A 22,227-nucleotide genomic window follows, 5' to 3' on the forward strand; every position below is an offset into this window, starting at 1 on the left:
GGCTCCTTCGGGGTCTGCTGCGCGGCGCGCTCAGCCCTTTTGGTAGGCAGCGATGCCGTCCAGGATTTCCTGGTGGGCGGCGTCCTTGCCTTCCCAGCCCAGCACCTTGACCCACTTGCCGGCCTCGAGATCCTTGTAGTGCTCGAAGAAGTGGCTGATCTGCTTGAGCACCAGCGGGTGCAGGTCTTCCGTCTTCTGGTACTGCTCGTAGATCGGCAGGATCTTGGTGGTGGGCACGGCCAGCACCTTGCCGTCCACGCCGCCTTCGTCTTCCATCTTCAGGATGCCGAGCGCGCGGCAGGGCACGACCACGCCCGGGGGCAGCGGGAAGGGGGTCATCACCAGCACATCGACCGGATCGCCGTCGCCCGACAGCGTCTGCGGCACATAGCCGTAGTTGGTCGGGTAGTGCATGGCGGTGCCCAGGAAACGGTCCACGAACACGCAGCCGGATTCCTTGTCGACTTCGTACTTGACCGGGTCCGCGTTCATCGAGATCTCGATGACGACGTTGAACACGTCAGGAGGATTCTTGCCGGGAGAGACTTTGTCGAAGGACATGAAGAGATGTGGGATTGGTTGGAAAAAAGAAACCGCGCCCTGCGGCGCGGAAAGCGCTGGCATTGTAGCCAGCGCCCCCGGGCTCAGCCGAGCGCGGTATCGAGCAGCATCATCAGCACGAAGCCGATCATCAGCCCGCCGGTCGCCCAGGCTTCATGGCCCTTGCGGTGCGATTCCGGAATGATCTCGTGGCTGACCACGAACAGCATCGCACCACCCGCAAAACCCAGGCCCCAGGGCAGCAGGCCCTGCGAATACTCGATGACCGCGGCGCCCAGCAGGGCGCCCACCGGCTCGATCAGGCCCGAAGCCATGCCGACGCCCACCGAGAGCTTGCGGCTGTAGCCCGCGGCCAGCAGCGCCACGGCCACGACCAGGCCCTCGGGCAGGTCCTGGATCGCGATGCCGGTGGCCAGCGCGCTCGCACGCAGCGGATCGGTACCGGCGAAGCCGACGCCGATGGCCAGGCCCTCCGGCAGGTTGTGCAGCGCGATGGCGAAGACGAACAGCCAGCTGCGCCGCAGGGTGCGGGAGGACTGGCCTTCCACGCCCTTGATGAAATGCTCGTGCGGAACCAGCCGCTCCATCACCAGCAGGACCAGCCCGCCCAGCAGGATGGAGGCGCCCACTGCACCGCCCGCGCCCCAGGGGCCCATCCCGCTCTCACGGGCGGCGGCGATGCCCGGAATGATCAGCGAGAAGGCGCTGGCCGCCAGCATCACGCCGGCGCCGAAGCCGAAGAGCGTGTCCTGCGTGCGCTCGGACAGCTTCTGCGAGAACATGACCGGCACGGTGCCCAGCGCCGTCGCGAATGCAGCCACCAGGCCGCCCAGGAAGGCATCCCGCACCACCTCGTTGGTGGCGACCATCTGCCAGCCCTGGGCGACGGTGGCGCCGGCCGCGGCCAGCACGACCGCCATGCCGAACCAGCGGCGCGCGAATGTGGCGGAGTAGGCCCGGCCGATCATCTTGGCTCGCTCAGCCCAGCGCAGCCGCGTAGCGACGAGCCACTTCCGGCCAGTTCACCACGTTGTAGAAGGCCGCGATGTATTCGGGCCGACGGTTCTGGTACTTCAGGTAGTAGGCGTGCTCCCAGACATCCAGGCCCAGGATGGGCGTGTTGCCGGAGCCGACGCCAGCCATCAGGGGGCTGTCCTGATTCGCGCTGCTTTCCACGGCCAGCTTGCCCTCCTTGGTGACGGACAGCCAGGCCCAGCCGCTGCCGAAGCGGGTCAGCGCGGCCTTGGTGAAGGCTTCCTTGAAGGCGTCCAGTCCGCCCAGGTCGCTGTCGATGGCCTTGGCCAGGGCGCCGTCGGGCTTGCCGGTCGCGCCGGGGGTCATCACGGTCCAGAACAGGCTGTGGTTGTAGTGGCCGCCGCCGTTGTTGCGCACCGGGCCGCGCAGGTTTTCCGGCAGTTTTTCGACGCCGGCCACCAGTTCCTCGATCGGCTTGCCTTCATACGGCGTGTCCTTGACGGCCGCGTTCAGGTTGTTGACGTAGGTCTGGTGATGCTTGCTGTAGTGGATCTCCATCGTCTGCGCGTCGATGTGGGGTTCGAGCGCGTCGTAGGCATACGGAAGCGAAGGGAGACTGAAAGCCATGGAGCGGATCCTTTGAAATGAGTTTCACTTGCATTTATACACCGTCCCCGCCCGGGGCGTGGGCCGGTTGCGGAGAGACAGTCTCCTGCCGAAGCGTGGTGCGGCTGTAACACGCCTTGTCGCCACTTCTCCTGCCACGCGGCGCCCCAAGAGCCTGCGATGTCAAGGTTTTGTCACTTTCGACACAGCTGCAGCCGCCAGCCGCGCGACAATTCACGCATGTCCCCCGTCTCCGTCGCCCGGACGCTTCCGCTGCTCGATCTCCGCCGTGCCATCCGCCCGCTGCCGGCCGGCCTTCCCGCGCCGGAACTGATGGACCGCCTGGGCCGTCCGCTGCGCGACCTGCGCATCAGCGTCACCGACCGCTGCAACTTCCGCTGCAGTTATTGCATGCCCAAGGAAGTCTTCAACAAGGACTATCCCTATCTCCCGCATTCCGCCCTGCTGAGCTTCGAGGAGATCGCGCGCCTGGCCGGCATGTTCGTGGCACAAGGTGTGCAGAAGCTCCGGCTCACCGGCGGGGAGCCGCTGCTGCGCCGCAATCTCGAAGCTTTGGTGGCGCAGCTGTCCGCGCTGCGCACCGGCGAGGGCCTGCCGCCCGACATGACGCTGACCACCAACGGCTCGCTGCTCGCCCGCAAGGCGCAGGCCCTGAAGGACGCCGGCCTGCGACGCGTGACCGTCAGCCTCGACGCGCTAGACGACCCGGTGTTCCGCCGCATGAACGACGTGGACTTCAGCGTGGCCGAAGTGCTGCGAGGCATCGACGCCGCGCTCAAGGCCGGCCTGGGCCCGGTCAAGGTCAACATGGTGGTCAAGCGCGGCACCAACGACGACCAGATCCTGCCGATGGCCCGGCATTTCCGCGGCACCGGCGTGGTGCTGCGTTTCATCGAATACATGGACGTGGGCGCGACGAACGGCTGGCGCATGGACGAGGTGCTGCCCTCCTCCGATGTCCTCGCCCTGCTGCGCTCCGAACTTCCCCTCGTGGCGCTGCCCGCCGCCAGCCCCGGCGAGACCGCCCGCCGCTGGGCCTACGCCGACGCGTCCGGCCGTCCGGACGCAAGCTTGGGCGAGCTCGGCTTCATCAGCAGCGTGACCGAGGCCTTCTGCGGCGACTGCAACCGCGCGCGCCTCTCGACCGACGGCCGCCTATTCCTCTGCCTCTTCGCCCGCCAGGGCCACGACCTGCGCCAGTTGCTGCGCGGCGAGGCGACCGACGCGGAGATCGCCAGTGCCATCGCCGGCATCTGGCAGGGCCGCGACGACCGCTATTCCGAACTGCGCGCCAGCCTGCCGCCGGCAGCTGCCGAGGCGGGACAGGCGCCGCGCGTCGAGATGAGTTTCATCGGCGGGTGAAAACCGCCACGCCCTCTCCGAGCGACATCACCGGCCTGGTGCTGGCTGGCGGCCGCGGCAGCCGCATGCAGGGCGCCGACAAGGGCCTGGTCGAATGGCGGGGCGAGGCGCTGGCCGCGCGGGCGCTGCGACGCTTGCGGCCGCAGGTCGGCCAGATCGCCATCAACGCCAACCGCCACCACCCGATCTACGCCGGCTGGCAGGTGCCCGTCTGGCCCGATGCGGACGAGAGCTTCGCCGGCCCGCTGGCCGGCATGTTGGCCGGGCTGACCCACTGCGGCACCGACTGGCTGGCGACGGTGCCCTGCGACAGCCCGCTCTTTCCCGACGATCTGGTCGCCCGTCTGGCGGCGTCGGCAAGAGACGCCTCGGCCTCGCTCGCCATGGCGACGGCCGCAGGCCAAGCGCAACCGGTCTTCCTGCTGCTGCACAAAAGCCTGCGCGGGGCGCTCGCCCAGGCCCTGGCCGAAGGCGAACACCGCGTGCGCCGCTGGGCCGCATCGCAGGGCGCCGCCATGGCAGATTTCGAAGACGCATCCGCCTTCGCCAATGCCAACACCGCGCAAGAGCTGGCCGCCCTGCCCTGGCGGCCCTGAATCAGATCCGGCCGAGCGCCTTGTCCACGCCCATGTTGGCCAGCGCATCGGCCCGCTCGTTGCCCGGATCGCCGTTATGGCCGCGCACCCATTTCCATTCGATGGTGTGCCCGCAGGTCGCCACCAACTGGTCGAGCTGCTGCCACAGCTCCACGTTCTTCACCGGCTCCTTGGAGGCCGTGCGCCAGCCCCGCGCCTTCCAGCCCTTGACCCATTCGGTGATGCCCTTGAGCACGTACTGGCTGTCGATGTAGAGCGTGACCTTGCAGGGCTTCTTCAGCGCCTGCAGGCCCTGGATGACGGCCATCATCTCCATGCGGTTGTTGGTGGTCAGCTTCTCGCCGCCGAACATTTCTTTTTTGAGCTCGCCGGACTTGAGCAAAACGCCCCAGCCGCCGGGCCCGGGATTGCCTTTGCAGGCGCCGTCGGTATAGATCTCTACGTGGTTCAAGAAAAGGACTTCGCTGGAAAACTAGGAATCGGGAAAGGAGGAAGGCCGCGGCTCCGGCACCGGTGCAGGACCGCGGCGGGCGACATTGTCGCGCCCCGCCACCGGCACGCCCGCGGCCTCCTTGCGGGGCTGGCGGATTTTCCAGGCCGGCGCGATCAGCCGCATGCCGGCCACGCGTTTGGTGGCCATCAGGAAATGCGCCGCGCCGAAGATCGGCCACCAGCGCGCGCCGACGCTGTCGAGCCAGCCGAAGCGGTCCAGCCAGCGCTGGCTGCGCACCGCCGGCCGGAAGCAGCCGAACTGGCTGGATTCCACCTCGAAGGACAAGAGCCGCAGCCAGTCGCGCAGCCGCCGGTAGCCGATGCCCTGCATCGCGTCCGGCAGGAATTCCGAGCCCAGGCCCACGCCGCGCAGCAGCTGCGAGCGCCGCTGGTGCACGCCCCAGAAACTGGTCGGGTTCAGGCCGAAGATGAGCAGCTTGCCGTCCGGCACCAGCACCCGCTCGGCCTCGCGCAGGGCGGCATGGGGATCGGCGGCCAGGTCGAGGGTGTGCGGCATCAGCACCATGTCCATGCTGCCGGAGGCAAACGGCAAGGCGGTGAAGTCGGTGACCAGCACCGGCGAGCGCGCCGCGATGCCGTCGATCGGCCATGGCAGGTCGTAGCTGCCGGCCGCCAGCCAGTTGCGCCGCACCCGGCTGGCGGCCAGGCCGTCGAGCGCGCCCAGGCCGAGCTGCACGCCGTGGTAGCCGAAGATGCCGTCGAAGGCCGAGGCCAGGCAGGCCTGCTCCCAGTCCAGCAGATATCGGCCCGCCGGGCTGGCGAACCAGGCATGCAGGCCATCGATTTCAGTGCTTTGCATCGCGCAGCGGTCCCCGGAGCAGCCAGTGGGGCCGCATTATCGCAGCCGACCCTGCCGGCCAGGCGCTGTATACAGACGGTTGCCCCGGCCCCGACGCAGCGGCGATAATTTCGCGCCCATGGTCCTGGATCCCCTCCCCGCTTTTTCCGACAACTACATCTGGATGCTGCGTACTTCGCAGCGGGCCGTCGTGGTCGACCCCGGCGAGGCGGCGCCGGTCTTCCAGGCCTTAAGCGCCCACGGCTTGCAGCTCGAAGCCATCCTCGTCACCCATCACCATGCCGACCACACCGGCGGCGTCGCCGAACTGCGCGAGGCCACCGGCTGCCGCGTGATCGGCCCCGCGGCCGAGGCGGTGCCGGAGCCGGCCGAGCGGGTCTCGGGCGGCGACCGGGTCCAGGCACTGGGCCTGCAATTCGAGGTGCTCGACGTGCCCGGCCACACCGCCGGCCACATCGCCTTCTTCTGCGCCGAGGCCGGCGGCGAGCCCCTGGTCTTCAGCGGCGACACCCTGTTCTCCGCCGGCTGCGGCCGCCTCTTCGAGGGCACGCCGGCGCAGATGCTGGCCTCGCTCGATGCCCTGGGCGCATTGCCCCCTGGCACCCGTGTCTGCTGCGGCCACGAATACACTCTGTCGAATCTGAAGTTCGCTCGCGCGGTCGAGCCCGGCAACTCCGCCGTGGCAGACCATGTCCAGCGCTGTGAAGGCTTGCGCGCCAAGGGCTTGCCCACCGTGCCTTCCACCCTGGCGCTGGAACACCAGATCAATCCATTCCTGCGCAGCCGCACCGCCGACGTCACCGCCGCCGTACGCCGCTTCGCGCCCGCCACCCCTGGCGACGAGACCTCCGTCTTCGCCGCCCTGCGCCAATGGAAAAACGAATTCCGATGAAGCTGCTGATTGCCTCATGGCTCGCCGCCGGCGCCCTCCTGTTGACCGGCTGCGCCGCGCCCAACGCGCCCGCCACGGCAGACGCCGCCGCCAAGCTGGCCGCCGCCGCCCCCTCTTCCGCCCACAAGCCGGTCTACCCGACCGGCGCGCTGCAACCGATCACCGCCGGCAGCGCCCAGCGCGGCGCCGTCGCCCCGCTGGCCCCGCCGGCCGACCTGTGGGAGCGCATCCGCCGCGGCTTCGCCATGCCCGACCTGGACAACGACCTGGTGCACGACCGCGAGCAGTGGTATGCCACCCGGCCGGACTACATCCAGCGCATGACCGAGCGCTCCAGCAAATACCTCTTCCACATCGTCGAGGAACTGGAACGCCGGGGCATGCCCACCGAACTGGCCCTGCTGCCCTATATCGAGAGCGCCTTCAACCCGCAGGCCGTCTCCAGCGCCAAGGCCGCCGGCATGTGGCAGTTCATGCCCGCCACCGGCACCGACTACCAGCTGAAGCAGAACATGTTCCGCGACGACCGTCGCGACGTGCTCGCCTCCACCCGCGCCGCCCTCGATTACCTGCAGCGCCTCTACGGCATGTTCGGCGACTGGCAGCTCGCCCTGGCCGCCTACAACTGGGGCGAAGGCAGCGTAGGCCGCGCCATCGCCAAGAACCAGAAGCTGGGCCTGCCCACCGGCTACGAAGACATCACCATGCCGGCCGAGACCCGGCTCTACGTACCCAAGCTGCAGGCGGTGAAGAACATCGTGGCGCATCCGGAAGCCTTCAACGCCGAGCTGCCGGTCATCGAGAACCACCCCTACTTCCAGCAGGTGGAGATCACCCGTGACATCGACGTGGCCCTGGCCGCCAAGCTGGCCGATGTGAAGCTCGACGACTTCCGCGCGCTCAACCCCTCGATGCGCCACCCGGTGATCCTGGCCGCCGGCACCACCAGCATCCTGCTGCCCTGGGACAACGCCTCGGTCTTCCGCCGCAACCTCGATGCCTACCAGGACGGCCAGTACGCCAGCTGGACGGCCTGGACCGCGCCCTCGACCATGTCCGTCACCGCCGCCGCCGCCAAGGTCGGCATGTCCGAGCAGGATTTGCGTTCGGTCAACGGCATCCCGCCCCGCATGCTCATCAAGGGCGGCTCCACCCTGGTCGTGCCGCGCACCGCCAACATGCCCGACGACGTGGACGCCAGCGTGGCCGAGAGCGGCCGCCTCGCCCTGGCGCCCGAGATCGTCACCAAGCGCACCGTCGTCAAGGCCGGCCGGCGCGACGACGTCGCCAGCGTGGCCCGCCGCTACAGCGTGGCCAGCAGCGATGTCGCCAACTGGAATTCGGTCAGCCCCTCCACCACCTTCAAGGCCGGGCAGCAGCTGATCGTCTACCTGCCGGTGCGTCCGCATGCGCCCTCGGGCTCGCCCGCCAGCCGCAGCCCGGCCAAGGGTCATGTGGTGGGCAAGGCCGTCGTGAAATCCGGCCCGCATGCGGCTGCCGCACCGTCGAAGGCCCGGGCGCCGGCCAAACGCAAACGCTGACACCCAGCACTTTTCGATCGTCCGCTGGCGATGATCGAGAACCTCAGGCTTCGTGAGAAACGGTGGCCATTCGGGCCGGGCCGATGCGCCGCTTGCACGCCAAAACACAGTGGAGATCCTTAGATCAGGAGGAATCTCTCCATGCGTTTCGACCCCGCGGCCGGCACCGCTTTCCCCAACACTTCCACGACATCGACCGTTTCGACCATTTCAACAATGGCGAACGTTGCCCTCGCCGTCCTCCAACGCCGTCAGCGGCTTGGGCATGCCACCCGGCTGGATCATGTCCCGATAGAGGGTGTGAACCAGGCTCAGCTGGCGCAGTTCCAGCCCATGAGCCAGGAGATGAAGGACTTGCTGGATCTGGAGCCCGAAGCATCCGCCAACGCTTCGGCACCCGAACAGGACACCGTCTTCACCGAACCCGTCTCCCGCCGCCGGACCAGGCGCGCCGGGCCTGAACTGCAAGACCGGCTCGACGCCTCCATTCGCTCCATGAAGACGGCGTTTCGCCGGGTGCTAGGCCTCCCCGGCACGTTCTTCGTACCCGGAGGCACATCGGGCAACGACGCGTTCGAAACACGCGCCACCCAACTCGCCACCTCATACGCCAAGGCCATCCAGCCGCATCTGACCACGCTCGACTGGGAGGCCATTCATTCGAATGCCCGCTCGTCGCTCCAGCTGGCCCTGGAAGGCTGGATCGAGTTCTATGCCCATGCCTACGCCACCATGGACCACCCATACGAATGGAACGGCGCCTACATCCTGGACTGGGCCCGGACCGAAGCAGCGCAGATCGACGCCGAGGCGGACTCACCCGCCTTCGCCAACAGGATCCGCGCCAGCTTCCTGGCCGGCAAGGCATCGCCGATCTTCAATTCGCCGGATGCGGGCCTGCTCACCCCCCTGGACTCCTTCGCCAGCGTGTCCGACGCCCAGGCCTTTGCGGCGTGCGGCCGGCCCGCCAGGCTGGCCGAAATCACCCGCGACGGCCAGGTGCGCTCCAGGACCATCACGCCATCCGCGCCCGACTGCCAGGGCGACGGCCTGACCCATCACGCCTATGTGGTCGGCAGGCAGCTCGCCCACCAGGAACCAGGCAGCATATTTTTTTCCTTGTCGAGCCTGGCCGTCACGCCCCGAAACGAGCAGCTGCCGATCACCGCCACGCTCAACATCCGCCAATGCGGCGATGAAACGACCAGACGCGAGATCCAGAGCGCCCAGCAGGTCGACCGCGAGCCGCCGCCCTGCCCGCCCTACGTGCCGCCGCTGCAGGCCTGGCGCAAGAGCGCGCAGGCAGAACTCGTCCAGCGCTACCAGGCACAGGCCAGCCAGCGGCCGAGTTACGCCCGGCACCGCTACGCCCCATGACCTCGAGGAGCATCGAAGGGATGCCCGCAAAACGGATACTCAGGCGCGCAGGATCGAGCGCCCAAGGGCTCGGCCTCCTTACGCCGGTGGCCGATTCACCTGCGTGGCCAGCGGCCGCCCGCCGAAGAACAGCTCCGCGTTCTCCAGAAACCGCAGCACCGAGGCATGGATCGCCTGCGGCGAGATGCCGCCGATATGCGGCGTGAGGATGGCGTTGTCGAAACCCAGCAAGGCCGCCGGCGGCGTCGGCTCGTTCTCGTAAACATCGAGCGCCGCCGCGAAGATGCGCCCCTCGCGCAGCGCATCGGCCAGCGCCTCGGTATCCACCAGCGTGCCGCGCGCGATGTTGACCAGCACCCCCTGCGGCCCCAGCGCTTCCAGCACCTCGCGGCCCACCACGTGGTAGGTCGCCTGCCCGCCCGGCGCCGCGATCACCAGGAAATCGCACCAGGCCGCCAGGGCCAGGATGTCGTCGAACCAGGCGAAGCCGCAGCCGTCCCGCCGGGTGCGGCTGTGGTAGCCGATCTCCATGTCGAAGCCCTGCGCGCGACGGGCGATCTGCCGGCCGATGGCGCCCAGGCCGAAGATGCCCATGCGCCGTCCGCTCACATGCGGCGGTCGCGGGATGTCGTCGCGCCACAGGCCATGGCGCACACCGGCGTTGAGAAAAGGCAGGCGCCGGATCGCGGCCAGCAGGATGGCCATGGCATGGTCGGCCACCGCGGCATCGTTGGTGCCGGCCGCATTGCACACCGGAATGCCGCGTGCCGTGGCCGCCTCCAGCGCCACGTTCTCGTAGCCCACGCCCACGGTGCAGACCAGCTCCAGCTTCGGAAGCGCCGCGATCTCCGAGGCCAGCAGGCCGTTGGTGCCGTTGGTCAGCACCACCCGGATCTCCTGCCCGCGCGCGGCGATCTGCGCCGCGCCGTTGCGGCGGTCGGCGCCCAGCTGCTCGTTGGGCGCATAGATCATGTCGAAGCGTTCGGCGACCAGGGCGCGATGCTCTTCGGAGAGGAAAACGAGGACCAGCAGGAGCGGCTTCATGGCGGATGGGTTCGGTCTCTGTTCTTGCATGTCATCAATCGACGGCGGCGCCGGACAGCTTCACCAGCTTGCCCCATTTCACGATCTCCTCGCCCAGGATCTGCTTGAACTCGGCCGGCGAATTGCCCACCGGCGTCGAGCCCTGGTCGGCCAGCGTCTTGCGCATGGCCGGGTCCTGCAGCACCTTGCGGATGGCCGCGTTCAGGCGGGTGACGACGGCCGGCGGCGTGCCGGTCGGCGCGAACACGCCGTTCCACAGCACCACCTCGAAGCCCGGCAGCGCCTCGGCGATCGCCGGCACATCCGGCAGGCGCGGCAAGCGCGCCTTGGTCGTCACCCCCAGCGCCCTCAGCTTGCCGCTGTCGATATAAGGCAGCACCTCCACCAGCGGCGAGAACACCGCCTGGATCTGCCCGGCCAGCAGGTCGGCATTGGCCGGCGCGCCGCCCTTGTAGGGCACATGGGTCATCTCGCCCTGGGCCATGCTGTTGAACAGCGCGCCCGACAAATGCTGCGAGGTGCCGTTGCCGGCCGAGCCGTAGTTGACCGGCGTCTTCTTCTGCTTCACCAGCTCGATGAACTCCTGCAGGTTCTTGGCCGGGACCTGGTTGTTCACCATCAGCACATTGGGAATCAGGGCCACCTGCGAGACCGGGATCAGGTCCTTCTGCAGGTCGAAGCCCATGCTCTTGTAGAGCGTGACGTTGGTGGCCACGGTGCTGGTGTGCATCAGCAGCGTGTAGCCGTCGGGCGTGGACTTGGCCACATAGGCCGCGCCGATGTTGCCGCCGGCGCCGGCGCGGTTATCGACGATGACCGGCTGGCCGAGTTCGCCGCCCAGCTTCTCGGCCAGCAGGCGGGCCGTGGAGTCGGTGCTGCCGCCGGGCGCCAGCGGCACGACCAGGGTGACCGGCCGCTCGGGCCAGTCGGCGGCCCGCACGGCCGTGGCGGCGGCCACGGCCAGCAGCGACACACCCAGGGCCTGGATCAGGGAAATGGTTTTCATGGCTTTGTCTCTCTCTTGTCTTTTTTCCTGCAGGGCCGCGCCTTCTCCGGGCGCTGGCCGGAGTCCTCAACGCTGTCCGTCGCCCACCGAGATCTTGTCCGCCCGCAGCCCGCCCAGGCGCTCGTGCACCCGGCTGCCGGTGGACATCACCAGGGCATACAGCAGCTCGTCGGGCCGCGGGCTGTCGATGGCGCCCACGTCCATGGTGCTGAAATGGCTGCGCACATAACAGGCCTCCACGTGGTGCAAGGGGATCTGCAGCCGTGTCCCGGCCGAGGCCACCACCTTGGCCGCCGGCACGATGGACTTGGCCTGCGGCAGGTTGGCACGCATCGGCCAGCCGCCCGCCTCGTGCCAGATCGCACCGTGCTCCAGCTCGCCGTTCAGGCCCACGATGGCGCCCTTGCCGTAGGCCTGGATCTTGTCGGCGCCGCCGAGCGCCGCCAGCAGTTCGGGCACCAGTTCCTTGGCCATCTCGGTGGCGTCCTTCACCAGGCCGGAGAGATCTTCCACATAACGGCCGGCATAGGGGTTCTGGATCACCACGGCGATGCTGCCTATGCGGATCGGTTCGGTGCGGGCCGGGCCGCCTTCGTGGTAGATGGATTCGATGTTGAGCAGCTTCTTGCGGATCTTGATGAGGGACATGAACGGTCTTCCTGGATGACGATGAAAAAACTTACTGCGGCTGCATGCCGGCTTCGTGGAACACCTTGGCCCACTTGGCGATGTCGGTATGGATCAGCTGGTTGAAGGCCTTGGGGCTCGAAGGCATGGGTGTCAACCCGGCCGTCTCGAAGCGCTTCTGCACGGCGGGGTCGGCCAGCACTTCCAGCAACACCGCGTTGATGCGCTGCACGACGCCGGCCGGCAGCCCGGCCGGCCCGGCCACGCCGAACCACACCGTCAGGTCGTAATCGGGCAGCCCGGCCTCGGCCAGCGAGGGCACGTCCGGCGCCAGCGGCGAGCGCTTCTTCGAAGTCACGCCCAGCGCAGTCACCCGCCCGCTGCGCGCCTGCTGCAGGCCGTTGACCATGTCGGCGATGGTGAACTGCACCGTGCCGCCCACCAGGTCGGTCATCACCTGCGGCACGCCGCGGTAGGCCACCGGCGTGGCCTCGAATTTGCCCATGGACACCACCTGCGCCGCGCACAGCTGCGAGCTGCCCGAGCCGTAGCCATAGGACAGCTTGCCCGGGTTGGCCCGCCCGTAGGCGATCAGCTCCTGCAGGCTCTTCACCGGCAGCGTATTGCTGGACACCAGCATGAACGGCGCCTCCGCCACCGAAGCGATCGGCGTGAAGTCCTTGCGCGGGTCGTACTGCAGCGCCTTGAAGCCGCTGACATTGCTGGCCCCGGTGCTCACTCCCACCATGAAGAGCGTGTAGCCATCCGGCACCGCCTTCACCGCCGAGACCGTGCCCACGATGCCGTTGGCGCCGGCCAGGTTGTCGATCACCACCGGCTGGCCCAGGCGCGCCGACATGCCGTCGGACATCGCCCGCGCCACCACATCGGTGATGCTGCCCGCCGGAAAGGGCACGATCAGCCGCACCGGCTTCTCCGGGTAGGCCGCCAGCGCCAGCAGCGGCAAGGCGCACAGCAGCGCCGCGATCAGGCGGCGCTTCATTGCTTTTCCCCGAACTGCACGCCGGCCCAGTGCTCGAAGTGGCGGATCGGATAGACGTTGTCCTGCTGCGCATCCCCCTGCGTGATGGCAAAGGCCAGGAACTGCCGCGCCGCCGGGCTCACCAGCATCGGCACACCGAGCTTCTCGGCCTCGTCGATGCACATCTTGATGTCCTTGTGCAGCAGCTCGGTGGTGAAACGCACCGGGAAACTCCGGTCCAGCGCGCACTGCGGAATGCGCTCCAGCGTGGCGAAGGAGCGGCCGCTGGAGACGTTGATCACATCCAGCATGGTCTTCGAATCCAGCCCCGCCTTCACCCCGTAGACCAGCGCCTCCAGGCTCGCCACCATGCTGGTGGCATAGAGCGTGTTGTTGATGATCTTCATCGTCTGGCCCAGCGTCGGATCGGCGCCCAGGTAGAAGATGTTCTTGCCGATCACCCGCAGCAGCGGCTCGATCTCTTCGTAGGTCTCCTGCGGCCCGGCAGGCATCACCGCCAGCGTGCCCTTCTCCGCCGCCACGATGCCGCCCGACACCGGCGCGCCCACCAGGGCGATGCCCCTGGCCTGGAGCAGAGCCTCCACCTCGCGGGTGACCGAAGGCCCGGTGGTGGACAGATCCACCACGATGCGCACCGCGCTGCCCTGCGCCACCTCAGTGGCCACGTCGGCCACGATCCTCGGCAGCGGCAGGCAGAGCAGCACGATGTCGGTGGCCGAGGCCAGCTCCTTCGCGCTCGCCATGCCGGTGGCGCCCTTGTCCACCAGCCGCCGCTGCGCCGCGGCGCTGCGGTCGTGCACCAGCAGTTCGTGGCCGGCCGCCAGCAGGCGCGTGCCGAAATGCACGCCGATATTTCCCAGGCCTATCAGTCCGATCTTCATGTGTTGGTGTCTCTTTGCTTGTTGGTTGCGGCAAATTTAGGCGCAGGACAGGCCTGCAGCCAGTGCAGATTCGGGTCCGGGGTATAGCCCCAGGTTAATTCCCGGGTTTACCCGGGCACCGCCACAAAGATGGCCCGTTGGCCGCATCTGGAATCCCGGCATTACCCCTTCGATTATCGAGATCACCCGTCTTCGCGATAAACGACTCTGATTCGGCCCGCGCCGGAATTTGCCTTCGTGTCAGCCAAAATATGCCGACCGAACCCGAGATATATTCCATGAGCTTTAATCCCGCACTGAATGCAAGCACCCCCGGCAATACAGGATTTGCCGCAATCGCCAATCTCGCTCTCGGACTGCTCGCACGCAATCCAGGCCAGCCGCGTACGGAAAACATGGAGCCAGAACGTTCCAGCCTGCTGCAGCAATATCCGGAAATCGGACCGGATATCGCCGGACTGCTAAGCATAAACGCCCGGTCCAACACCACAATTTCAAGCGATCACGGACCTTCGGTCGATGCAGACAAGGGAGCGGGCGAAATCAAGCGCAGCGGGCGGGCAAAACGCGCCAGCAAGGAATTGCAGGCCCGAATCGACACGGCGATGCGTTTTACCCTGGCGGGTTTTCGCAAACAATTCGGCCAGATCGAACCGAACCTGGTCCTGGCGCCGGGATCGTTTGAAAAACGCATGTTCGAGACCGGTGAAGTGTACGGCGGCCACAGTGCGGGTTGGCTGAACAAGGACGAATACGAAATCATGAAAACCCCGGCTCTCCGCTTCAGAACGCACTGGAGCAATGGGTCATCGTGCATGCCTACGCTCAGGCGACAGGCGGCGACCTCCTGACTTGGGAGCCTCAAAAGATACTCTCCTGGGTCCGCAAGGAATTGGCCCAGGTCCGCGCCCAGGCCGACGACGATCAACGCGAGACACGCATTCGTGAGGCATTCGACGCCGGCAAGAACTCGCAGATCGCCAGATCGCGCACGCATGGCATCGTGAGCCCGATATACGCCTATCCCAACATGGAAGATGTAAACAAGTTCGCGCCCTGCGGCATACCGGTATTACGTTTCCAGTGGGTAGATCCCGATGTGCCCAGCTACAGCCTCATTTTCGGCCCACCGGATCCCGCGCTGTGCCGGGGCAATGCAGAAACCGATATTGCCTACAAACTCGCCAGGCAAATCGCGCATGGCCCGAGAAACCAGTTGTTTAAACCGGATAACGCAAAATACCTGCCGCGCAACATGGCCGTACAAGTCTCGCGCACTGAAGTCAGCCAAAACTGCGGCCCCGACAATCTTGTGATAAAAAAGATACCCGCCCTCTCTCCGCTCATTCGATTCGATCTCTGTCCTCCGTATGTATCGCCTTATCACCGCTGGCGCGAATCGATGAAAAACAGCCTGGTGACCGACTACGAAGCGAAACGCAAGCGCGAATTCTTCGACCCGCAACCGCAGCAGCAGTTCTCCCCGCCGCAGCGCCCATTCGTCGGCCAGCCCGGCTTCGACAATCAGCGCAAGCAATTCGACGGCCAAGCATTCAACCAGGCGGGACGGCAGCAACAAGACGGATAAGGCCGCCGGGATTTTTACGCGTATGTCTCAACATTCATTCATGGAGAGATGATCATGAGATTTTCTTTGGCAAACGCAATTCCGAGCACGACGGCCCGCGTACCGGAGAGGTTCATGCTTGCCGATATGCAGCACAGCAATCCGCCCGAAACCCGGCAGCCGCTGGCAGCCCGGGTGTTCGATGACAGCCTCAGCCACATTGGCGCCGTCAGCCAGCAAATGAAGGATTTGCTCGATTTCCTGCCCGGTGAAATTGCCGGCTCCGCCGATGTGCATTACGGCCAAGGATTCACTACGGCGACCGCAGATCCCGTGCGGCGCGAAGACGTGTTATTGGACGATCCCTTTCGGGACGTTCCCGAAGAGCAGTCTGAAGTCGTAGCCAGGGATAAACGGCTGGAAGACGATATCCAGATCAAACTCGACAACACCGTCAACAACGCAGTCGGCGCATATCTCCTGGAAATCGGGCAGGTCGGCTTTATTTCCGACAATCCCGAGGGTCCCGTGGCCAAACCAGCGATCGCCCTGGGCCGCCAGATCGCGCGCGCCATCCAGCCCCATCTCAGTGAAATCGAGCGGAAACTGCCGCGCCTGTCGCCATTTTCCCAGGCTTTAAAAGGGTGGGTGGAGGTGTATGCCTACCGGCTCGCCCTCGGAGGGCTCGAATTCAAGGGAGGCGGCGAGGACATCGTCGAATGGGCCAGGAAGGAAGCCGCGCAGACGGATGCACATGCCGACCATCCCGAACGAGAACGCTCACTGCAAGCTGGTTATCGAGGCGGTTTGAAATCGAAACGCGGCGGCACACCTCGACGTCAAGCGCCGCTCCCTGCATATCCCGACAGGGAGGACATGCAGAACTACGCCCCTTGCGGCCAGGATGTGCTGCTTCATGAATTCAACAGGCAGATGAAAAAATACGCCACCATTTCTGTCCGGCCGCATCCCGACAACTGCCGAGGCAACCAATACACCCATATCGCTTATGGGATCGGCAGAATATTCGCGCACACCCCTTGGCAACTCACCAAATTCACCGTCGACACCGTCCGGAATGTTCCGCGTGACGTGCAGTTGCCGACCGGGCGTGACACCTGGCGCAGGAATTGCGGCCCCGACAATATCGTGACCAAAAACGTTTCATTCTGGGACTGGTCAAGCCACGGGGTGCCGGTATGCCCGCCATACGTCTCGCGCCTCGCCAAATGGCGCGAGCAACTCAAGGAAGCAATGGAGACCAACTTCCAGACCATGGTGTAGAACGGCCAGATTCCCGAGACACCTCCTCACGCCCGCCGCCTGCTGAAGCGCCGGCACGGCCTATACGCACGCTTTCCCGCCGTGCGGAAAAATCAACCCATCACCACCGACGGGATATTCTCATGGTTTTCGACCTCGCATCCAATTCAAGCCATGGAGCCACGCCCACTGCCGCGACCTTTGCAAGCCTGGCTGCCGGGCTGCTGTGGCGTTCAGCAAGCCAAACGTCAATGGAAACGGCGTCGCGCCCATTTTCCGATGCGCGGGGACCGAAGCAGGAACTCAGTGACGAAATGACGGCACTTTTAGGACTGAAATCCAGCGCAGCCATTAAGGATGACGCCATATTCGGCGCAGGCCAGCCTGATCAGAAACCGCGTATCTCCCAGAACGATATAAAACCCGAAGCCAGACGCACCAGCAGAACAAAGCGCGCCAGCCCCTACCTGCAGAACAGGCTGGACACCGCGCTGCGCTACGCACTCGCGGGCTTCGATCAGCAATTCGGACGTCATAACCCGAACCTGCCCGCCGCGCCTGACTCATTTTCCCAGCTGGCTTTCGACAAAGGCCTGGAATACGGCGGCACCATCCGGGGCACGCTGAACTCCGCGGAATACACGCTGATGCATTCGAACGAAAATTCCCAGCTGCGCCAGGTGCTGGAAGACTGGGTGACCGTCTATGCCTACGCCCACGCCACTGCCGGCGATCTTTATCGCTGGGACTACTACAAAATCATCGGCTGGGCGCGCAGGGAGGTCGCGCAAATCGATGCACAAGCCGATGACGACGTCGGCGAAAAAAGAAGGCTGGAGGCCTATCACGCCGGCAAGAATTCAGAAATCGCCATTTCACGCACGCGCGGCATCATCGGCGCGCTGTGGGCATATCCCAATGAGGCGGACATGAACAGGTTCGCCCCCTGCGGCAAACCGGTCTATGTTTTCGACTGGATCGACAAAAACGCCCTCAAATATCAGTTCATCGTCCGCCTGCCGGATCCCGACAAATGTCTGGGCGACGCCAGCACCGATGAAGCGTACATGGTTTCCAGACGTCTCTGGCGCGGCTCGCAAAATGAAATCTTTCGCAAGGAAGACGCGGTGCACATGCCACGCGGCGTCATATTGCGGGTCTCATCGAACGAGGTCGCGCAGAACTGCGGGCCCGACAATATCCTGATCAGAAAGGTTTCAATGTTCAACCCGTTTTACAAGATCCCGCTTTGCCCGCCTTATGTGCCCCCTTATAAACACTGGCGCGATTCCATGAAAAGCAGTCTGGTGACCGAGTATGAAAGAAAACACAAACGCGGCCTTTCCGAGCAGGACGTTTTTTCAGCCAACCAGCGTCAGCCAACCGTACAGCCCCAACAGCGCGTCGATCGACTGCCGCGACCCTCCGCCTGAACCTGCTGGCACCGGCCATGAATTCATCGCCTTCGAAAGAATATTCCGATGGGCTTAGACCTGACAACCAGCGCAGTTCAAGCAGCACCAGCCATCGTTCCATCGCCAGCCGCGACCATCTGCCTGAGCAGTTCGGCGAACTTGTCGGCATGGCTGCGCCCGGTATCGAAGACCGAACGCACGATGCTGGGCGCCAGCCGGATCTCCTCCTGCAGGGGCAGCACCTGCAGGTCGCTCCAGGCCATGCCCTCCACCGTGAACTGATCCACCATCGCAATGCCCGCGCCCGCCCGCACCAGGGCGCAGGCCACATCGGTTTCGTGAATATCCACCCGCGAAACCAGCGGCACATCGGCATTGCGGAAAGCGGCAGAAACCAGTTGCCCGAAAGGAATCGAAGGATGATGGGCGATCAGATTGAAACGCGCCAAATCCGCCAGGCTCACCGCCGGCAGCTGCGACAGTTCATGGCCACGCGGCACCACGCAGACCATGCGGCCCTCGGTGAAACGCTCGATGCGCAGATTGGGATGCTCCAGCGGCAGCACCGAAACCGCCAGGTCCACCGTGTTGCTCAACACCTCCTGCGCCATGCCGTTGAGCAGCGTGGTGCGCAGATTCACCCGGATATTCGGGTAACGCTGCACGAAACTGGTCACCACCCGCGGAATCAAGCCGCGGCTCAGGCAAGGGCTCGACGCGATATTGAGTGTTCCCGAAGGCCCCTGCGCCAGTCCGCGAGCGAAGTCGTCCACCCGCAGCGCCTGCTGGTAGAACTCGTCAACCTCGCGAAACAGGGCTTGGCCTTCGGGCGTGGGCACCAGCTTGCCCTTGACCCGGTTGAACAGCGCCAGCCCCAGGGTCTGCTCGGTGTGCGAAACGATGCGGCTGATGGCCGGCTGCGATGTGAACAGCAGTTTGGAGGCACCATTGATCGAGCCGGTCAGCATCACGGCGCGAAAAACCTCCATCTGGCGCAGTCTGAATTTCATGCTTTTCCTCGTGCCCTCTTTTCTCGGGCACCGCGAGCGCGTCCCAGATAATCTTCACCATTCTAGCTTCAAATAAGCAGAACCTACAGCTTCGGGGCGAACAACAGTGATTCGCCCAATTCGGCGGTGCCAGCGCACGCTCGGCACACAGTAAACCTTCTTTTATCACCAAGGATATGTTCCATGGGATTCAACATCGTATCGAACACGACGAACGGCAACGGCTCGAATATTGGCGCCGTGGCAAACCTGGCGCTGGGACTGATGGGGCGATATCCTCGGCGGGTTACGCTGCAAAATAATTCCCGGCCATCAGAAACACGAGTCGACGAATATCGCGAACTCAATGCAGAAATGGCGACCCTGCTTGGGTTGACGGCGGACGACGTCGGCCGCGACGGAGCAATCCAGCACTCGGCCATATTCTCGCAAGATGCAGACATCGAACCAGAAAAGCCGCTGGCACGCAAAAAACGCAATGCCCCCCTGGACTTCAAAAGACGGCTCGACGTGACCCTGCACAATGCGTTGGCGGGTTTTCGCACTGCCTGCAGGATTCCGGGCGAAACAGCATCAGTCCCGCAGGATCCGTTTGAAAAGCGTCAATTCCAGAACGGTGAAAGTTACGGCGGCGGCACCTGCAGTTTCCTTAATACGGACGAAATCAACAGCCTGCGCAACGACAAACAGTCACCACTGCGGCAGATTCTGGAAGGCTGGGTACGCGTTCAAGCCCATAGCGATGCCACCGGTTCCGGCGTCCACACATGGAAATCGGCGAATATTCTGGCCTGGGCGCGAGATGAAGTGAAGCAGGTCATTTCGCAGGCGGACAAACCGGACCGGGAAGAGCGTCTACGTGACGCATTTCAGCGAGGAAGGTCTTCTCCACTGGCCTTCGAACGCCTCTACAGCGCGACCAGCCCGCTGGATTGCTATCCCGACCTGAGGGACTTGCACGAATTCGCGGAGTGCGGGGTGGCTACTCGTTTGATCGAGTGGATCGGACATGGCGGCGGCGAAAACCACCCGATCTTCAGCATATCCCTGGTATATCCCGATCCGGCGCAATGCAAGGGCGATGCCACGACGCATATGGCCTATATTACCGGAAGGCGGATCGGATACTTGCCCGACTGGATATTCGACAACCCCAAGGTCATCGTCAACGTGCCGCGTGGTGTGACGGCCTGGTTGGCTGACAACGTGAAAGCGCGCAACTGCGGGCCGGACAATATATTGCGCAAAGTCATCAGCCGATGGAATCCGTTCGCCGGCGATGTACCCGCGTGTCCGCCGTTTGTGACCCGCCACGCCCAATGGCGCGCCGCCATCATCAAAGGCATTTTAGACAACATCGATTACTGGCAGCGCAAACGCCAGCTGGAGGAAGATCAGGTGCCAAAGGTTCAGTGGCAACAGGTCAGCCCGCCAGCTCGAACCAATTTGCAGCGGCAATTCGATCGGCAGAGCCAGGAGTTTCGAGAGCAGCAATGGCGCCTTCAGCAACAGGCCGCGACGGCACGGCAGCCGGGCTGACTGCGGCACGCCTGTCCCGTCTATCTGGGAGATTTTCCGTGTTCACCTGCCGCCGAATACCTGGCTCGATGATCAAGATAATGGCCTTGCGGGCAAATTAACGCGTATTCGGCATTGCATCAGAAAACAAATCCCGGCGCCCAAAAATAAGGGCTCCACTCTACAAGGTCCATCATGGGTTTCGACACCACATCATTCGTGGGCGGCAGCATGCCTGCAGCCTCGAATATATCGGCGCTTGCAGCCGTGGCGCAGGGCGCCGCTGCACACTTTCTAAACAAATCAAAATCGACAGAGCTCAAAGCCTCTCATACGAGTTTCTCCAAGAGCGAACTGTCCCCTCAAGAAATCAGCCATGATTTGCAGGAGTTGCTCGGTCTGCCCACGCCCGCAACTCCGGAAAATCCGCAAGCAGTATTTCATGGCGCGTTTTCAGCGAGCAAGATGCCAGCCACCTTAAACACCTCGCCAAACGAATCAATCAAGCCTGCATCCATTCCAGCCCGACACTCCATCGGCAAACGGGCTGCTTCCACAACACTGCAGCAGAGGCTGAAGATCGCGATACCCGTGACCATCGCCTCTTTCCGCCACACGATGGGCCTGCCCAATTCGATCATTCATCCTAACAATAATCTCTTGCAAGTCACTTCGATCTTGAATGGTCGGCGGATAGGTTTGGCCATCAGGCCATTACTGACTCATATCGAAATGCAGACGCTCCAGTCGCAAACCACCTCAGCGTTCCAGAATTCGCTTGAAGCCTGGGTCGAATATCTCGCTTACCGCATGGCGGCTATAAATCAACGCTTCGAAGACAACCAAGAAGAGATATTGAAATGGGTGCGCGAAGAAACAGCGCAGGTCATTTCACAAGCAGACAACTTCATCAGGGAAGAAAAAATACGCACAGCCTATCTCGCAGGGAAGAATTCGCTGCTGTTTGGCAACTCTGATCCGGCGCAACTGCATCCAGCATATGCCTATGCAACCATGCAGGACATGAATAACTATGCACCCTGCGACTTTATCGCATTCGTCTGGTATAAAAAGAACGACAAGCAATATGGCACCATGCTTGCGCGCACCCTGCACGAATGCAGCGGCAACACCGAAACCCATCACGCCTATAGCGTCGGTCGTCAGCAGAAAAACCTGGGCCAGGAAGCGGTCTTCAGCTCCGATTATTTGAACGATATACCGCGCGGTGAGCGGCTGCGTCTTGAAGGCAACTTGGACGCCAGAAACTGTGGACCGGGCAACTTCCTCTACAAACAAGTTCCCACTTTTAATTGGTTCAAAACCACAGTACCCCCCCTTTGTCCACCCTATGTATCGCCGCACACACGGCGGCGAACCGAATTGATAGCACAACTCGACCAGGATTTCGACAACGCCTCTAATAAACGATCCCTCGACCCTCGGATTCTCAGCACGATGACCCTGGGCGTGCCGGCTCAGACAGAGCCCAATCAGCAGGTGTTCGGCCCGCTGCAACGGCCATTCATCGACCAACCCAGCTTCGATAAACAGAGGCAGCAATTCGACGGGCAGGCAATCAACCAACCTGGAGGGCATGGACGAAACGGTTAAACCAGACTGACTTTTTCAAGCGTGCAATTATCAACA

22 protein-coding genes are annotated in these 22,227 nt (G+C 64.2%); 11 read left to right on the forward strand and 11 right to left on the reverse strand.

The window, feature by feature from the left end:
• Nucleotides 1-30 precede the first annotated feature (30 nt).
• The 3 genes from ppa to GT347_RS02255 form a co-directional block, all read right to left on the reverse strand.
• Complete coding sequence (ppa, locus tag GT347_RS02245; RefSeq protein ID WP_160550428.1) at nucleotides 31-561, reverse strand: inorganic diphosphatase; 531 nt, start codon at nucleotides 559-561, stop codon at nucleotides 31-33.
• 83 nt (nucleotides 562-644) lie between these two features.
• Nucleotides 645-1,529, reverse strand: a complete 885-nt coding sequence (locus tag GT347_RS02250; protein WP_160550429.1) for a ZIP family metal transporter — start codon at nucleotides 1,527-1,529, stop codon at nucleotides 645-647.
• Nucleotides 1,530-1,539: 10 nt separating this feature from the next.
• Nucleotides 1,540-2,163 carry a superoxide dismutase gene (locus tag GT347_RS02255; protein WP_160550430.1) on the reverse strand — a complete coding sequence of 208 codons (624 nt, stop codon included), beginning with the start codon at nucleotides 2,161-2,163 and terminating at the stop codon, nucleotides 1,540-1,542.
• Nucleotides 2,164-2,382: 219 nt separating this feature from the next.
• Between GT347_RS02255 and moaA the strand changes: the two genes are divergently transcribed.
• Together moaA and mobA are read left to right on the forward strand one after the other, a co-directional pair.
• Nucleotides 2,383-3,525 (forward strand): GTP 3',8-cyclase MoaA, encoded by a 1,143-nt coding sequence (moaA, locus tag GT347_RS02260; RefSeq protein WP_160550431.1) that lies wholly within the window; start codon nucleotides 2,383-2,385, stop codon nucleotides 3,523-3,525.
• Nucleotides 3,522-4,121, forward strand: coding sequence for a molybdenum cofactor guanylyltransferase MobA (mobA, locus tag GT347_RS02265; RefSeq protein WP_229722629.1), 600 nt, complete (start codon nucleotides 3,522-3,524; stop codon nucleotides 4,119-4,121). The genes moaA and mobA overlap by 4 nt, the downstream gene beginning before the upstream one ends.
• A 1-nt stretch (nucleotide 4,122) precedes the next feature.
• On the opposite strand, the gene rnhA is transcribed toward mobA, so the two are convergent.
• Nucleotides 4,123-4,572, reverse strand: coding sequence for a ribonuclease HI (gene rnhA / locus GT347_RS02270; protein ID WP_160550432.1), 450 nt, complete (start codon nucleotides 4,570-4,572; stop codon nucleotides 4,123-4,125).
• Between the two features lie 21 nt (nucleotides 4,573-4,593).
• Nucleotides 4,594-5,433, reverse strand: a complete 840-nt coding sequence (locus GT347_RS02275) for a class I SAM-dependent methyltransferase (RefSeq protein ID WP_229722630.1) — start codon at nucleotides 5,431-5,433, stop codon at nucleotides 4,594-4,596.
• 118 nt (nucleotides 5,434-5,551) lie between these two features.
• On the opposite strand from GT347_RS02275, the gene gloB reads away from it, so the two are divergent.
• From gloB to GT347_RS02290, 3 genes are all read left to right on the forward strand, one after another.
• A complete protein-coding gene (gene gloB / locus GT347_RS02280) occupies nucleotides 5,552-6,325 on the forward strand; it encodes a hydroxyacylglutathione hydrolase (RefSeq protein WP_160550433.1) in 774 nt (257 codons plus the stop codon).
• Entirely contained in the window at nucleotides 6,322-7,866 is a 1,545-nt protein-coding gene (locus tag GT347_RS02285; protein WP_160550434.1) for a transglycosylase SLT domain-containing protein, read from the forward strand. The genes gloB and GT347_RS02285 overlap by 4 nt, the downstream gene beginning before the upstream one ends.
• Nucleotides 7,867-8,007: 141 nt before the next feature.
• The gene (locus GT347_RS02290; protein ID WP_160550435.1) at nucleotides 8,008-9,243 is read left to right on the forward strand and encodes a hypothetical protein; all 1,236 of its coding nucleotides are present in this window, start codon (nucleotides 8,008-8,010) and stop codon (nucleotides 9,241-9,243) included.
• Nucleotides 9,244-9,321: 78 nt separating this feature from the next.
• On the opposite strand, the gene GT347_RS02295 is transcribed toward GT347_RS02290, so the two are convergent.
• From GT347_RS02295 to GT347_RS02315, 5 genes are all read right to left on the reverse strand, one after another.
• Entirely contained in the window at nucleotides 9,322-10,287 is a 966-nt protein-coding gene (locus GT347_RS02295; protein ID WP_160550436.1) for a 2-hydroxyacid dehydrogenase, read from the reverse strand.
• 34 nt (nucleotides 10,288-10,321) lie between these two features.
• The gene (locus GT347_RS02300; RefSeq protein ID WP_160550437.1) at nucleotides 10,322-11,293 is read right to left on the reverse strand and encodes a tripartite tricarboxylate transporter substrate binding protein; all 972 of its coding nucleotides are present in this window, start codon (nucleotides 11,291-11,293) and stop codon (nucleotides 10,322-10,324) included.
• A gap of 66 nt (nucleotides 11,294-11,359) precedes the next feature.
• The gene (locus GT347_RS02305; RefSeq protein ID WP_160550438.1) at nucleotides 11,360-11,941 is read right to left on the reverse strand and encodes an amino acid synthesis family protein; all 582 of its coding nucleotides are present in this window, start codon (nucleotides 11,939-11,941) and stop codon (nucleotides 11,360-11,362) included.
• Between the two features lie 31 nt (nucleotides 11,942-11,972).
• Nucleotides 11,973-12,923: a Bug family tripartite tricarboxylate transporter substrate binding protein gene (locus GT347_RS02310; RefSeq protein ID WP_160550439.1), complete on the reverse strand. Its 951-nt coding sequence runs from the start codon at nucleotides 12,921-12,923 to the stop codon at nucleotides 11,973-11,975.
• Nucleotides 12,920-13,804, reverse strand: coding sequence for an NAD(P)-dependent oxidoreductase (locus tag GT347_RS02315; RefSeq protein WP_160550440.1), 885 nt, complete (start codon nucleotides 13,802-13,804; stop codon nucleotides 12,920-12,922). The genes GT347_RS02310 and GT347_RS02315 overlap by 4 nt, the downstream gene beginning before the upstream one ends.
• A 278-nt stretch (nucleotides 13,805-14,082) precedes the next feature.
• Here GT347_RS02315 and GT347_RS02320 point away from each other — a divergent pair, with 278 nt between their 5' ends.
• From GT347_RS02320 to GT347_RS02335, 4 genes are all read left to right on the forward strand, one after another.
• Nucleotides 14,083-14,655 (forward strand): hypothetical protein, encoded by a 573-nt coding sequence (locus GT347_RS02320; RefSeq protein WP_160550441.1) that lies wholly within the window; start codon nucleotides 14,083-14,085, stop codon nucleotides 14,653-14,655.
• The gene (locus tag GT347_RS02325) at nucleotides 14,616-15,392 is read left to right on the forward strand and encodes a hypothetical protein (protein ID WP_160550442.1); all 777 of its coding nucleotides are present in this window, start codon (nucleotides 14,616-14,618) and stop codon (nucleotides 15,390-15,392) included. The genes GT347_RS02320 and GT347_RS02325 overlap by 40 nt, the downstream gene beginning before the upstream one ends.
• A gap of 54 nt (nucleotides 15,393-15,446) precedes the next feature.
• On the forward strand, nucleotides 15,447-16,655 hold the full coding sequence (locus GT347_RS02330; protein ID WP_160550443.1) for a hypothetical protein: 1,209 nt from the start codon (nucleotides 15,447-15,449) through the stop codon (nucleotides 16,653-16,655).
• 122 nt (nucleotides 16,656-16,777) lie between these two features.
• Nucleotides 16,778-18,067, forward strand: coding sequence for a hypothetical protein (locus GT347_RS02335; protein WP_160550444.1), 1,290 nt, complete (start codon nucleotides 16,778-16,780; stop codon nucleotides 18,065-18,067).
• Between the two features lie 77 nt (nucleotides 18,068-18,144).
• Here GT347_RS02335 and GT347_RS02340 read toward each other — a convergent pair whose 3' ends face one another.
• Nucleotides 18,145-19,059, reverse strand: a complete 915-nt coding sequence (locus tag GT347_RS02340; RefSeq protein WP_160550445.1) for a LysR family transcriptional regulator — start codon at nucleotides 19,057-19,059, stop codon at nucleotides 18,145-18,147.
• 183 nt (nucleotides 19,060-19,242) lie between these two features.
• On the opposite strand from GT347_RS02340, the gene GT347_RS02345 reads away from it, so the two are divergent.
• Together GT347_RS02345 and GT347_RS02350 are read left to right on the forward strand one after the other, a co-directional pair.
• On the forward strand, nucleotides 19,243-20,598 hold the full coding sequence (locus GT347_RS02345; RefSeq protein WP_160550446.1) for a hypothetical protein: 1,356 nt from the start codon (nucleotides 19,243-19,245) through the stop codon (nucleotides 20,596-20,598).
• Between the two features lie 174 nt (nucleotides 20,599-20,772).
• On the forward strand, nucleotides 20,773-22,191 hold the full coding sequence (locus tag GT347_RS02350) for a hypothetical protein (protein WP_160550447.1): 1,419 nt from the start codon (nucleotides 20,773-20,775) through the stop codon (nucleotides 22,189-22,191).
• Nucleotides 22,192-22,227 lie beyond the last annotated feature (36 nt).

Source organism: Xylophilus rhododendri (assembly GCF_009906855.1).
GTDB lineage: Bacteria > Pseudomonadota > Gammaproteobacteria > Burkholderiales > Burkholderiaceae_C > Xylophilus > Xylophilus rhododendri.